This window comes from Tahibacter sp., assembly GCF_035481375.1.
Taxonomy (GTDB): domain Bacteria; phylum Pseudomonadota; class Gammaproteobacteria; order Xanthomonadales; family Rhodanobacteraceae; genus Tahibacter.
In genome coordinates, this window is record NZ_DATIGT010000181.1 from 22,512 (window position 1) to 36,586 (window position 14,075).

Here is a 14,075-nt window from a genome sequence, read left to right on the forward strand (position 1 = left end):
TCACGGTCCCAGGTTGATGCGCGGGCCGACCGGCGCGACCTTGGTCTTGAAGTCGGCGAGGAACACCTGCGTGCCGCCGCCGGCGCCGAAGCCCTTGGACGGATCCTGCGCCTGCGCGATGCCGGTCGCCACACAGGTATCTTTTTTCACGACGTAGGCCTGCACCTGCGGACGGTAGCCGAACTTCGGATGCGGCAGCACCTGCAGGCTCTGCCAGAGCTTGGCCTTGCTGCCGCCGGCCGCGGCCAGCGTCTTGGCATCGAAGTAGAAGCCCGACTGCCCCGGCGCGCCGCCGTAGATCACCGTGCCCTTCTTCAGCACGGTATTGGTCCAGGTGTCGCGGCCCTTGTAGATACCGTGGCCTTGCCACTGCCGCGCCCAGGCCGACGGATTCACGCCGTCGCAGGGATTGCCCGAACACTTCTTGCGCTTGAGGCCGTTCGGATCGATCCAGGCGCCGGGATTCGGCGCGTACTGGTAGCCGTTCTCGCCGCCGAGCAGGTTGACCGGGTCCTGTGTGACGAAGCGGCCGATGTCGGGATCGTAGTAGCGATAGCGGTTGTAGTGGAGACCCGTTTCGCTGTCGAAATACTGGCCTTGATAGCGCAGCGGCTGATGCACGGCCTCCGGCGCCTCGTCGGCGACGAAGACCTCGACGTGCGCCGCATTGCCCCAGGCGCGGTACTGCGCGCGCCAGCGAACCGTGCCGTCGGCGTCGCTGAGTTCGTGCGGCAGGCCGGACTGGTCGTTGTGGTAGTAGCGCACGCGCGTCTCGGCCGCGTCGCCGCTGCCGACGGTTTCGATCTGCGCGAGCGGCGCGAAGCTGTCCTGCTCGTAGACGAAGGTCAGACTGCGCGCGCCGCGGTTTTCGCAGAGCAGGCGATTGCCGCCCCAGCAGAACGTGGTCAGGCCGAACGCATCCTGCTTCCATGCGCGCCGTCCGAGCGCGTCGTAGCCGTAGCGCGTTTCCTGCCGCAGACCGTTGCGCTCGACGTGCGCGGCGACGAGCTGATGCTCGGCGTCGTAGTCGAAGGTCATCCGCGTGTGCGCCGCGACCGTCTTCTCGACGAGATCGCCGTGCGTGTCGTAGCGATAGCGGCGGTCCTCGAACGCGCGCACGCGGTTGCCGGGCACGCGGCTGCCGTCGCTCGTCAGGTTGTGCGCCGGATCGAAGCGGAAGCGCTCCGCGCCGGCGGCGACCAGCCGCGACAGCGGGTCGTAGACGAAATTCCGACTGCCGCCGTGACGGTCGGCGACGTTCAGCAGATTGCCGATGCGGTCGTAGTGGTATTCGCGCGCGACCGGTTCGTCGTGGCCGCGGCGCGCACGCGCGCGGCTCAGGCGTCCGGCCGCGTCGTAGTCGTAGAAGCTCGTGATGCGGCCCTGCGTGCGCACGGTTTCGCGTCGCAGCGCGTCGCGCTCGATCGTACTGAGAGCCTCGCCGTCGAAGCGGATCTCGTGGAGTTCGCGGCCGTGATAGCGCTGCTCGACCAGGCGGCCGTCCGGCAGCTCGGTCGCGACGCAGTTGTCGAGCGCGTCGTAGACATGGCGCACCGAATAGCTGCGCCCCTGCACGAGACTCGTTTCCTCGACCACATGGCCGACGTCGTCGTAGACGAGTCCGACGCGGCCGCCGCTGTTGACCGCTTCGACGAGACGGCCGACCGCGTCGTAGGCATAGCGCACGCGCTGCGCGCGCGCGTCGCGGCCAGTGACTTTTTCCACGACGCGGCCGAGCGCGTCGCGCACGAAGCGCGTGACGATGGTCTCGGGCGTGTCGTCATCGGGAATCGTGACGGCCGGCCCCGGGCGCAGGCCGAGTTCGCGCCGCTGCGTGACGAGTCCGGCCGCGTCGTAGGCATAGCCGGTCACGCGACCGTCGAAACCCTGCTCGGCGATCAGGTTGTCGACCGCGTCGTAGGCGAAGCGATAGTGCGCGCCGTTGCCGTCGGTCAGCACGACAAGGCGGCGCGCGAGATCGTACTGATAGCTCAGCCGGTGACCGAGCGCATCGATGCGCGCGTGCGGCAGGCCGTCGGCGCCGAGTTCCCAGCGTTCGCCGTGGCCGGCGGCGTCGGTCGTCGCGACGAGCCGGCCGAGCGCGTCGTACTCGAAGCGTTCGGTCGCACCGTCCGGATGCACGATCTCGCGCAGATTGCCGCGCAGGTCGTGGCGATAGCGCGTCTCGCGGCCGAGCGCGTCGACGACGTTCGCGAGCCGGCCGCGGCCGTCGTAGGCGTAGCGCGTGACGTGCCCGCTGCAGTCGGTCGATGCGACCAACTGGCCCGCCGCGTCGTAGTCGTAGCGATGACGGCCGCCGGCCGCGTCGGTCACGCGCACGATCAGGCCGCGCGCGTCGTGGTTGTAGCGCGTGCAGCGGCCGAGCGCGTCGGTTTCCTGCACGAGATTGCCGGCCGCGTCGTAGACGTAGGTCGTGCTCGCGCCGTTCGCGTCGGTGACGACGGTCGGCAGGCGCCAGCGCTCGTCGTACTGCATCTCGGTGCGCAGGCTGCCTTCGACGATCGCGACGAGGTTGCCGGCGTCGTCGTAGGCATAGCGCGTCGCGCGTCCGGCCGGATCGACGACGGCGACGACGCGGCCGTAACCGTCGTGTTCGAAGCGCGTCTGTCCGCCCGCGGCGTCGGTCAGGCAGACGAGTTCGCGATCGTCGTTGTAGCGGTAGCGCGTGACGCGCTCGAGCGGATCGGTGACGACGGTCTCGTCGCGGCCGTAGGCGAACTGCCAGACCTGGCCGAGACTCGTCGTGTGACGGATCACGCGGCCGAGCCGGTCGTAGCGGTCGTATTCGTAGGCCGCGGCGAGCCCGCCGGGCTGGCGATGCTCGATGAGCAGATGCGCGCGATAGCGGAATTCGCGCTGCGGCGCGCCGCCGCCGTCGTGTACGGCGACGAGATCGCCCGCGCCGTCGTAGCGGTACTGCACGAGCGTCTCGATGCGCTCGGCCGGCCAGCGGCCGTCGTCAGCGGGGTCGCCGTGCAGCTGCACGACGCGCGTCAGGCGCACGACCGGAATCGGCCCGTCGGCCGGCAGCGTCTCGAACGTGAGTCCGAAATGACGCCCTGCCGAGTCCTCGACGAGACGCGGATAGCCCGCATCGTCGTACTGCACGCGCACGCGGTTGCCGTTGCGGTCCTCGATCGCGATCAGCGGCAGATAGCTCGCGCGCGAGCCGTCGGGGTCGGCTGCATCGAGGTCGAGCGGCGCGAAGATCTGACTGAGGCCGCCGTCGGGAGCGCTGATGCGGTAGCGGCCGTTGGGCTCGCGTGCGAGCAGCACGTCCTCGTAGCGATCGTGTTCTATCTCGCCGGGTTCGAGTTCGGGCAGTTCGACGTCGCGGCCCTGTTCGTCGATGAGCACGAGGCCGTCGTGACGACGCAGCAGACGCACCGACAGCGGCAGCGACCAACCCTGGCCGAGCCAGCCGTTGCCGGCCTGGTCGGAGAAATAGCTGCGCTGCCATGGCAGCGGCAGCGGCGCCGGAAAGTCGAAATCGCGATCCTCGTCGCCATTGAGGAATTTCACGCCGAGCACGGGGTTGACCGGCTTGCCGACGCCGAGCTTGGTCTTGCACGGCTTGGTCTTCTTGCCCTTGCCCTTCACGCCGCCGCCGGCATCGCTGCCGGCCTTCTTCGCGGCTTTCTTGCCGGCGGCCTCGGCGCCTTCCTTCGCGGCTTTTTCGGCGGCTTCCTTGGCGGCCTTTTCCGCGGCCTCTTTTGCCGCCTTCTTCGCGAGCGCCTCGGCGCCTTCCTTCGCCGCGGTCTTCGCGACCTGCTTGCCGACCGCGACGGCGGCCTTGCCGGCCTTCATCGCCGCACCACCGCCCGGAATCAGGTTCGCCGCGGCCGACGCGCCCGAGATCGCCGCGTTGACGTAGTCGCCTTCAGCCGCATAGATCGCGGCGTTCGCGCCGTCGGCGACGATGCCGACGACCGGCACGGCACCGAGGATGTCGAGCCCCGTGTGCACGACATCGCCCCACTTGCTCCACCAGCTCTTCTTCTCGGGAGGATTCGCGCTGCCGGCCGGCGTGGTCTTGGGCAGCATTGGTTCGGCGGTCAGTTTTCCTATCGTGTTGCCTACGGCCATGGTTACTTCCGTTCAGCGGTCTGCACGGAGACAGCGGTTCCTGCCGCTCCCCGGTAGCGGATCGCGCGCCAGATCGGCGCAGATTCCAGAAAATCGGCCGCAGCGGCCGAAGGATTCGCGATCCGTCCGGGATCGCGGCGAGATCGACACGCGTTCAGAACCAGTCCGGCATTTCCTCGGCGATTTCCGCCGGAATGTTGCCGATCGCTTCGACGTTGGCGCGCACGTCGACGAGTTCGGGGTCGGTCGCGAACGCGATACAGCGCTTGCCGGCCAACGTGTCGTTCGCGTCGCCGCAGCCGTGATTGATCGCCTGTTTCACCTGTCCGTAGAAGTCGGCGTCGGCCGCGATGGCGGCATGGATCGCATCGGATGTTGCCGCGTCGATCTGCTGCGACATGCCCTTGGATGCATAGACCGGAAACTCCTCGGGATTCCAGAGCAGCTGGCGATCCGTATCGGCCGTGATCTTCGCGCGATAAGCACTTTCCACGTCGCGCGGCAGCAGGCCGACCGTCAGCGGAAACACGGTCGTGCTGCCTTCGTCGTAGACGATGCCGATGCGGGCGGGATCCTTTTCGGCATGCGCTTCGTAGCAGCGCAGCGCGAGCGCGGCGACGGCCGCATGCACGGCGTAGAGCGGTTCCTGGTTGAGCGGTTGTTGCATGAGTTCTCCTGACAGCGATGTTCAATGCACCAGGTACTCGGTCGCAGTCCGACCGACGGCCATCCCTCGCCTGAATCCGACTTGCAACACGCGGTCGCCTACAGCGAAATGACCGGCCGGCAGACCGCGATACCGCCGTCGAGATCGCTCGACGGCATTCGCATCGAGCACAGGCACCAGACCCATTCATCGTCCTGCCACGGCCAGAAATAGGCGCCACCGCCTTTGATCGTGCGCGTGTCCGCCAATCGTTCCGCGTGCGGCGCATGACTGGCTGCGAATACGTCACCGCACCATTCGGCAAAAAAAAGCCCGCCGGTTCCGAAACGCGTACGCGCCGTGCCGGGATCCGACAGGTCGTATCGCATCCAGGGTTCGATCGCGACTTCGGGCAGCAATGCGTCGCCGAACGGAAACAGCGGATCTCCGCCGGCTTTGGCAATGCATTCCCATTGCGCCTCGCTCGGCAGTGCCGCATCGAGCGCGCGCATTGCGCCAAACGCCGCGCGCTCGTCGAGATACGCCGGGAATTCGTCCTGTCCGTCGAAACTGTTATCGAACAGCGCGCGCACCTGGGCATTCGACAGCGGCAGCTCGGCGACGAGAAACGCATCGACGTCGACGCGCACGAGCGGCGTCATTTCCTCGACCGTGATCTGCGGTTCGTCCGTGATGTTTCGGATCGCCGCGAGATTGCTCCCGCTCAGGCCGACGGGCACATCGTGCGACGGAACGAGTCGGAACGCGATCGACCCGATCGCTGCGCCGTAGTCGACGACCACGCGCGGAACGGCATGCGCGTCGCGCGCGATCGTGAACGGTCGCGTCAATGCGAGTTCCGCGCGCACGTCGGCGAGCACGTCGTCCTTCTCGCGGTCGGGCAGCGCCAGCCATGCGCGGAGCGGCGGGAGATGATTCAGCATTTCTTTTTCTTGCCGCAGTCACAGGACAGTTGAGGATAGTTCCACTCGCCGTCGTTCGTCATATACGTCACTTTGACGCCACGTTCCTTCGCAAACGCGTCCATCGCCGACTGACAGCCGCGACCGCCGGGATTGCACGGCGGACGTTCGCCCAAGATCACGAGATGGTCGCCGGGCGCCGCGACGCCGGAGATCTTCGCCATGATCTTGCGTTCGGTGTGCACCATCAGCTGTTCCTGGAAATTCAGCCGTCGCCCGGGTTTCTTGTCGCAGCCGCTGAACTCGATGCCTTCGGCCTTGACGTTGCCGTTTGCATCCATGAGCGCCCAGACCGCGGTGTGCTTGAGTCCGTGCGGATCGCTCCAGTCGAACGGATTCGGCGCGTACTGGTAGGCATTCGCGCCACCGGCCAGACCTATCGGGTCCTGGCTCACGAAGCGGCCGACATCCGGGTCGTAATAGCGGAAGCGGTTGTAGTGAAGACCCGTCTCGCTGTCGAAATACTGACCCTGGAAACGCAGCGGCTGGTGCACCGTCTCGCCGGTCGAGCCGGGCGGCGCATCCGGATATTCGACAGTGAGCGTATTCCCCCAGACGCGATAGTTCGCGCGCCACGCGACGCTGCCGTCCGTGCCCGTCAGCTCGCGCGGCGCGCCGCTGCGGTCCGTATGAAAGTAGCGCACCACGCCGCCGCCTTCCGCGCCGTCGACCGTCGCCGACTCGATCTGTGCGACCGGTACGAAACCCGTGCCGTCGTAGACATAGGTGAGGCGGCGATCGCGACGCAGTTCCTGCAGCAGACGGTTGCCGTCCCAGACGAACTCGGTCGTACCGAACGCATCGCGTTTCCAGGTGCGGCGGCCGAACGCGTCATAGCCGTAAGTAACCGACTGCTTGACGCCGTTGCGTGAAATGTCGGCGCGCTCAAGGCGATGCTCCGGATCGTAGTGGAGACGAATACAGGTGTGGCCGGCAATGCGCTTCTCGATCAGATTGCCGTGCGTGTCATAGCGGAAACGCTTGTCCTCGTAGACGGTCACGCGATTGCCGCGCACGCTTTCGCCGGTGCCGCCGACGATGTTGTGCGCCGGATCGAACGCGAAGCGTTCCGCGTTGGCTCGCGTGACGCGTCCGAGCGCGTCATATGCATAGACCGTCTGACCGAAACGGCGGTCCGTCATCGCCGCGAGATTGCCGTCGGCGGCATAGGCGTAGCGCCGCGACACCACTTCGTCGGCCGCGACGGCCGCCTGGCGTGCGCGCTGGCCGATACGGCGGCCGACCACGTCGTATTCGAAATAGCTCGTGAGCGCGCCCTGCGTGCGCACGGTCTCGCGTTGCATGACATCGCGCTCGATGTCGGTGAGCACGGCATCGTCGAGCGAGACCTGGTGGAGCACGCCCGGTCCGTAATAGCGTTGCGAAAGCACGCGACCGTCCGGCGTTGCCGTCTCGACGCGGTTGCCGAGTCCGTCGTAGGCGTAGCCGACTCGCCGATGACTGCCGAGTACTAGGCTCGTTTCCTCGACGACCTGACCGAGATCGTCATATGCAAGCCCAACGCGGCCACCGCCGTTCACACCGGCGACGAGTCGGCCGGCGGCATCGTATTCGTAGTGCGTTCGCTGGATGCGCTTGTCGGCCGCCCGCGCCACCGTCTTCTCGATGACGCGCCCCGCCGCGTCGCGGCGATACTGCGTGCGCAGCAGATGCGGGGCCTCGTCCGGATCGACCGCAGCGCGGGTCCCGTCCTGCACGCCGAATTCCTGCTTTTCGGTCACGCGTCCCGCAGGATCGTAGCTATAGCGGACGACACGTCCGTCGAAGCCCTGTTCGGCGACGAGGTTGTCGTTCGCATCGAACGCGAATCGATAGCGGGCATCGTTTTCGTTGACGATGGCGACGAGCCGACGCGCGCCGTCGTACTGATACTGAGCACGATGTCCCAGCGCGTCGGTCCGTGCCAACGGCATGCCGTCGGCCGCGAGTTCCCATTCGGTCACGCTGCCTGCCACATCGACGCGGCGAATCATGCGGCCGAGTGCGTCATAGTCGTAGCGTTCGCTCGCGCTGTCGGCGTAGTGCGCCGACAGCAGGCGGCCGCTGCGATCATGGCGATACTCGGTTCGCGTTCCGTCGGGCTGGATCAGCGCGGTCTGATTGCCGCGCGCATCCCATTCATAGCGCGTCACGTGCCCGACGCAATCCGTATGCGAGACGAGCTGGCCGAAGCGGTCGTAGTCGAACGTCTGCTTGCCGCCATGTGCATCGATCACGCGAACGACCAGGCCACGCGCGTCGTGATTGAAGCGCGTGACGTGGCCCGCGGCATCGACGCGCCGAACCAGATTGCCGGCGGCGTCGTATGTCAATTGCGTCGCCGCGCCGGTCGCATCGACAAGCATTGTCGGCAATTTCCACTTTTCATCGTAGTGAACCTCAGTCACCGACCCATCGGCCTCGACCGTGGCAGTGGTGTTGCCGTAGGCGTCATAGCGGAACCGCTTGACGAGACCCGATGCATCCGTGATCGAAGTCGGTTTGCCCCAGGCGTTGTATTCATAGCGCGTCACGCCGCCGGCCGGATCGATGACGCTGACGAGTTCCTTGTCCTCGTTGAATTCGTAGCGCGTACGGCGTCCGAGGTTGTCCACGACCGTCGTTGCCTGCGTTTCATACTCGAACGTCCAGAGCTGATCGACGTTCGTCGCATGACGCAGCACACGGCCCTGCGGATCGTAGCGGTCGTACTCGTAGCGCGATATCAGCCCGCCGGGCTGCGCGTGTTCGACGAGCATGTGGCTGCGATAGCGGAATTCGCGCAGTGTCCTTCCCTCGGCGTCGACAACGGCCGCGAGATCGCCTTCGGCGCTGTAGCGGTACAGCACCAGCGGCTCGATCTGGTTCGACGCCCAGGTTCCGTCGGCGCCGGCCTCGCCATGCAGCTGGACGACCGCATCGAGACGGCGCTGCGCGCCGGTCGCGGGACTGAGTTCCGTGAAATGCAGGCCGAGCATGCGGCCGGCCGAGTCGTGTACGAACGCCGGAAATCCGTCGTCACCGTAAACGATCCGCGTGCGATTGCCGTTTCGGTCTTCGAGCGCGATCAGCGGCAGATAGTTGCTGCGTTCGCCGCCGGTATCGTCCGCATCGAGGTCGAGCGGCGCAAAGATCTGATGCAGCCCGCCATCGGCGGCGCTCAGCCGGTAGCGTCCGTTCGCCTCGCGGACGAAAGCCATCGATTCGTAGTTGTCGAAATGCATCTCGTCCGGCTCAAGCTCGGGCAGTTCGACTTCGCGCCCGGTGCTGTCGGTCAGAACCAGTCCGGCCGCGCGCCGGTGCAGGAACGCCGAGACCGGCAGCGACCAGCCCTGGCCGAGCCAGCCGTTGCCGACCTGGTCCGAGAAGTATGTTCGCTGCCAGCGCAACGGCAATGGCGCTGGCAGCTCGAAATCCAGTTCCTCTTCGCCGATCAGGAATTTGATACCGAGAACCGGATTGACCGGCGCGCCGACGCATGTCTTGTTCTTGCAGGGTTCCTTTTTCTTGCCCTTGCCCTTTACACCGCCGCCCGCGTCGCTGCCGGCGTTCTTCGCGGTTTTCTTGCCCGCCGCTTCGGCGCCTTCCTTCGCCGCCTTTTCAGCCGCCTCTTTCGCCGCCTTCTCCGCGGCCTCTTTGGCGGCTTGCTTCGCGAGCGCCTCGGCGCCTTCCTTCGCGACCGTCTTGCCGACGGCGACCGCGGCCTTGCCGGCCTTCATCGCCGCACCGCCGCCCGGAATCAGATTCGCCGCGGCCGACGCGCCCGAGATCGCCGCGTTGACGTAGTCGCCTTCGGCCGCGTAGATCGCGGCGTTCGCGCCGTCGGCGACGATGCCGACGACCGGCACGGCACCGAGGATGTCGAGCCCCGTGTGCACGACATCGCCCCACTTGCTCCACCAGCTCTTCTTCTCGGGAGGATTTGCACTGCCCGCCGGCGTGGTCTTGGGGACCATGGGTTCGGCGGTCAGTCTTCCTATCGTATTGCCTGTGGCCATGGCGCTTCCGCTCCAGGGATCCCGCTGTCCGGCCCGTGCCTTTTGCCTGCCCCCCGACAGACCACGAACCCTGCTTTTTTAACGCTTTATACGTTTACCTTCTGCCGCAGCGGCGTCCTGCCGCGTTCCGCTACTGGATCTTCAGCGGCTTGTCCGGCTGCTGGCCGCGCGCGAGCATGCGTTCGCGTTCCTCGTCGCGCGTCGGCGGCGGCCACGCGACGCCTTTCGCGACGATGCGATCGCGGATCTCGAGCATCTTCAGCTGCGCCGGCGAACCGGCCTGCTGGCGCTCGAGCTGGAATTTCAGCTGGCCCGCGAACGACACGCCGTTGACGTTGACGAAATCCGGATTCGCGCCGCGATCGAGCAGGTAGATCGTCTGGTCGAGCTGCAGGCGCATCAGCGAGCGCATCAGCGCGGTATTGCCGAGCGTGTCGGTCTTGTCGATCGTCGCGCCGCGGTCGAGCAGCAGCTTCAGCGTGTCGAAAGTGTGTTCGTGCGTGACGACGAACAGGATCGGCGTGCTGCCTTCGACCGTGTCGGGGCTGAGGCCGCCGTCGAGCAGCGCTTTGACGTAGAGCGGACTTTTGGCCTGCAGCGAGACGCCGACGACGCTGCCGAGCTCCGGCACTTCGTAGCGCGGGTCCGCGCCGGCCTTGACGAGGTGCGTCATGATTTCGAGCTGCCTGGGTTTCTCGCCCATCGCCGCGTGCAGCGCGAAGAACAGCACCGTCATGTCCTCGGCGCCGGGCTTGTTCAGATCGACGCTCGATGCGAGTTCGTCGACTTCGGCCACGTCGCCGCGCTCGATCGCCTGCGCCAGCGTCAGCGTCGGACCGCTGAAGAATTTTTCTGCGGGTTGAGTCTTCATGCCTGCACTTTCCAATGTCCAGAGCGACAGTATCGCCGCAGCCGCCACGCACCATCGCCGCAAGGACGCCACCGTCACCGCTAGCCTCCGCCGCTGATGATGGCCACGTCCTCGTCTTTCTGTTTCTCGATGCCGTCGATGACCTGATCCATGCCGTGGCGCGCGACCGGATTGCCGTGGCCGTCCAGCGGATACATGGTGCCGACGGCATCGGGCATCGCGGCGCTCAGGCCCAGCTTGGCCAGCCCGCCCGCAAGCGCGCCGATGGCCGCGCCGAACGGGCCGCCGAAGGCCGCACCGGCCGCCGCGCCGGCGCCCATGCCCGCGAGCGTGCCTTTCCAGCCCTGCTGCTGCAGGCCGGTCAGCACTTCGTTCGCGACCTGATAGCCGGTGATGTTCTCGCTGGCCGGCACGTGGTTGGTGCCGCCGTAGCGCGAGACGGTATTCGCGTTGAGGCCGGCCGAATTGAACGTCCATCCCGGCGCGCCGCTCGCGCGCGAGGCGGCCGAGGCCATGCCGCCGCCGAGCGAATGACCGACCATGTCGACCGACTGGCCCGAATTGCCGACCGCCGTGCCGATGTTCACGGCGCGATCGTAGTACGGCGAATTCATGTTGAGGCCCTGGCCGAAATTGTTCTTCCAGTCCGTCATGCTCGACGGGTTCGTGCCCTGGAACACGACCGACGGCCGCATGTCGTTGCCGAAGACGGCCGGGTCGGGTTCGTACATGCCGGCGCGGAAGCTCGGTGTGCCCTGGATCTTCAGGTCATCCGGCGTCAGGCCGTATTTCGCCAGCGCTTCCGGATCGTTGCTGATGTTCTTCCAGCCTTCCGGCGGCCCCTTGTCCGGGTTGTAGATGTCCTGCGCGAGCTTGGCCTTCTCGACGCCGACGTTGTTGCGTTCGAGGCGCTCGGCGGCCGCACGGACTTTCGGATCGGAACTCTGCTTGCCCTGCTCGATGAGACGCTTGCGTTCTTCCCAGCGCTCTTTCTTCGTGAGGTTCTTGCCCGGCGGCTTGTTGAAGTTGCCGTTCATGTAGAACATTTCGCCGTTGCGCACGACCCATTTCTGGCCGATGCGCGTGTCCGGCGAATGCGTCATCGCCCAGCAGTCGGCGCCGACGGTGTGGCTGACGACGCCCTTGTTCGTGCCGGCCTGGTCGCCGAGCGTGCGCGGCGCCTTGCTCGCGTCGAACACGAACGCGGGCTTCTTGTTGAGCCGCACCGATTTGACGACGTTCTTGGAGCTGCCGAGGTCCGAAGTCACCGGATACGGCACGGGCGAAGGCACGCCCGGCGTCAGGCAGAAATCCGGCGCGAGGAATACGATGCGCCATTTTCCATCTTTTCGCGCGGCGAGATTACTGGCCATGGGCGGCGTGTCCGGCGGGTTTCGTCATGAGGCTCGGCGGCAGCGGCACGAATTCGCGCACCGTCGGATCGGGGTTCATGCGCGCGGCCTTCCCGCGCTGCGCGTCGCGGTCGTCGGCGGCGATGTAGCGCAGCTGCACTTCGGCAATGTCCAGCTCCTCGGCGAGCGCGAGGCGGTAGGTACAGAACACCTTGCGCGCGTCCATGTCGACGACGATCGTGTCGAGCGTGAGATCGCGCGTCAGGCCGATGCCGCGCTCGAGGCCGACCAGCGCGAACACGGTCTCGACCGGCACCTCGAAATAGACGCCCTGCGCCGGCACGTCGCGTGCCGGCACGAAGTTCTGCAGCGCGATCGGCACGCTCGTCAGCGGCTTGGGATGTTCGAACTGCTGCTCGGGCGGTGCGCCGTTCCAGAAGTCCATGCGGAAATCGCGCGGCAGCAGCGGATGGCGCTCGGCCTGCCACGCCGCGTCGGCGGTACCGGCGTATTCGATGCGGCCGCGCCAGCCGCGGCCGACGAAGCCGAAGCCCGCGGCCGGCAGCTCGTCGCCGATGCCGCGCAGGCGGTGCTCGTAGGACTCGATCTGCGGTGCCGGCAGCAGGTCGCCGCGGAACTGGCGCAGGAATTCGGCCGGATACCAGCCCATGCCGATGATGTTCGTCGACGCGGCGTAGTCGTGGTTCTCGATGTGGTGCAGGCCGCCGCTCGCGTATTCGTAGCGCAGCGGCAGCGCGGCGATCGGCTGCGGCTCGGTCACGGCCCAGCCGGCCAGCCCGCGCTTCCAGCTGCGCGGACCGCAGACCAGCACGCTGCGCGTGCGGTCGTAGACGCGGATCGCCGCGCCGAACGCAGGCGCGTGCCGGTCGCCCGGCGCGTAGGCCGTGCCGTTGACGACGACATCGAGCCGCGGCTTGAACGGCACGATGTCGCTTTCCAGCCGCGTGCTCGTGCGATCGGGTTCGCCGTAGTGTTCGTCGGCCATGCACAGCGGCGCCTGCTCGGCACAGAAGCGCAGAGTCGCCGCGCCGTCCTCGGGACGGATGACGAGGTCGTAGCTCAGGTGCGCGGCCAGCACGCTGAATCCGGCGTCGTGCTGGTCGAGTGCGTCGTAGAGCAGGGCCGGAAAGGCGGTGTGATTGATCAGCTCCGCCATGTCAGTTGATGTCGATGAGCTTGCCGTTCACATCGACATGCTTTTCGCCGATCACCTTGATCTTGTTGCCGCTGATCGTGATCGTGCCGTTCTTCTCGAGCACGATCATCGAATCGCCGCAGATCAGCGAGAGCTTGTCGCCGGCTTCGTAGGTCGCCGAATTGCCGGCGCTGACGCTGATCGTCTTGCCGACCGTCACCGCGAGCTTCACGCCGACGTTGTGCAGGTGCATCAGGCCGACGTTGCTCATCCAGCCCGCGCCGACGTTCAGCGCATACGCGCCGCCGATGTTCGTGACCTGGGCGAGTCCGACGTTGAGCATCGAGCCCATGCCGATGGTCTCGGACTTGTTCTGCCCGATATTGACCTTGCGGTTCTTGCCGATGCTGACCGTCTCGTTCTTGCCGACATCCTCGGTGCGGTTCTGTCCGATCGTGATCGTTTCGTTCTTGTCGACCGTCTCGGTGCGGTTCTTGTGGATCGTGATGGTCTCGTGACCGTCGACGGTTTCGGTGCGGTCCTTGTGGATCGTGATCGTCTCGAAGCCGTCGACGGTTTCGGTGCGATCGTTGTGCACCGTGATCGTTTCATTGTGATCGACCGTCTCGGTGCGATCGTGCTTCACATGCACGGTTTCGTCGTGATCGATCGTCTTCGTGCGGTCGTGGCCGACCCAGTGTGTCTCGTCGTTCTCGACTTCGATGTCCTGGTTCTTCTCCGCATGCAGCCAGACCTGCTCTTCGCCCTTCTTGTCCTCGAACCGGAACGCGTTCGCGTTCTGCCAGGTCGCGCCCATGCTTGATCGCGTCAGGAAGCCCGACTGCGTCGCGTTCGCCGGCAATCCCCACGGATGCGGGTTGTTCGTGTTGTACACCCGGCCCACGATGATCGGCTGGTCCGGATCGCCGTTGAGGTGATCCACCAGCACTTCTTGCCCGATG

Annotated in this window: 8 protein-coding genes; all 8 read right to left on the minus strand. The window is 66.4% G+C overall.

Annotated features, from left to right (window positions below):
• Window positions 1–4,107 carry an RHS repeat-associated core domain-containing protein gene (locus tag VLF18_RS11665; protein WP_325279796.1) on the minus strand — a complete coding sequence of 1,369 codons (4,107 nt, stop codon included), beginning with the start codon at window positions 4,105–4,107 and terminating at the stop codon, window positions 1–3.
• Window positions 4,108–4,261: 154 nt separating this feature from the next.
• Entirely contained in the window at window positions 4,262–4,774 is a 513-nt protein-coding gene (locus tag VLF18_RS11670) for a hypothetical protein (RefSeq protein WP_325279797.1), read from the minus strand.
• 98 nt (window positions 4,775–4,872) lie between these two features.
• The gene (locus tag VLF18_RS11675; RefSeq protein ID WP_325279798.1) at window positions 4,873–5,697 is read right to left on the minus strand and encodes a hypothetical protein; all 825 of its coding nucleotides are present in this window, start codon (window positions 5,695–5,697) and stop codon (window positions 4,873–4,875) included.
• Window positions 5,691–9,734: an RHS repeat-associated core domain-containing protein gene (locus VLF18_RS11680; protein ID WP_325279799.1), complete on the minus strand. Its 4,044-nt coding sequence runs from the start codon at window positions 9,732–9,734 to the stop codon at window positions 5,691–5,693. The genes VLF18_RS11675 and VLF18_RS11680 overlap by 7 nt, the downstream gene beginning before the upstream one ends.
• A gap of 130 nt (window positions 9,735–9,864) precedes the next feature.
• Entirely contained in the window at window positions 9,865–10,605 is a 741-nt protein-coding gene (locus VLF18_RS11685) for an ankyrin repeat domain-containing protein (RefSeq protein ID WP_325279800.1), read from the minus strand.
• Window positions 10,606–10,685: 80 nt separating this feature from the next.
• Window positions 10,686–11,978 (minus strand): DUF4150 domain-containing protein, encoded by a 1,293-nt coding sequence (locus tag VLF18_RS11690; RefSeq protein ID WP_325279801.1) that lies wholly within the window; start codon window positions 11,976–11,978, stop codon window positions 10,686–10,688.
• Window positions 11,968–13,134 (minus strand): DUF2169 domain-containing protein, encoded by a 1,167-nt coding sequence (locus VLF18_RS11695; protein WP_325279802.1) that lies wholly within the window; start codon window positions 13,132–13,134, stop codon window positions 11,968–11,970. Before VLF18_RS11695 ends, VLF18_RS11690 begins: the two co-directional genes overlap by 11 nt.
• A gap of 1 nt (window position 13,135) precedes the next feature.
• The coding region (locus VLF18_RS11700; RefSeq protein ID WP_414717214.1) for a type VI secretion system Vgr family protein at window positions 13,136–14,075 on the minus strand (940 nt) is incomplete at its 5' end.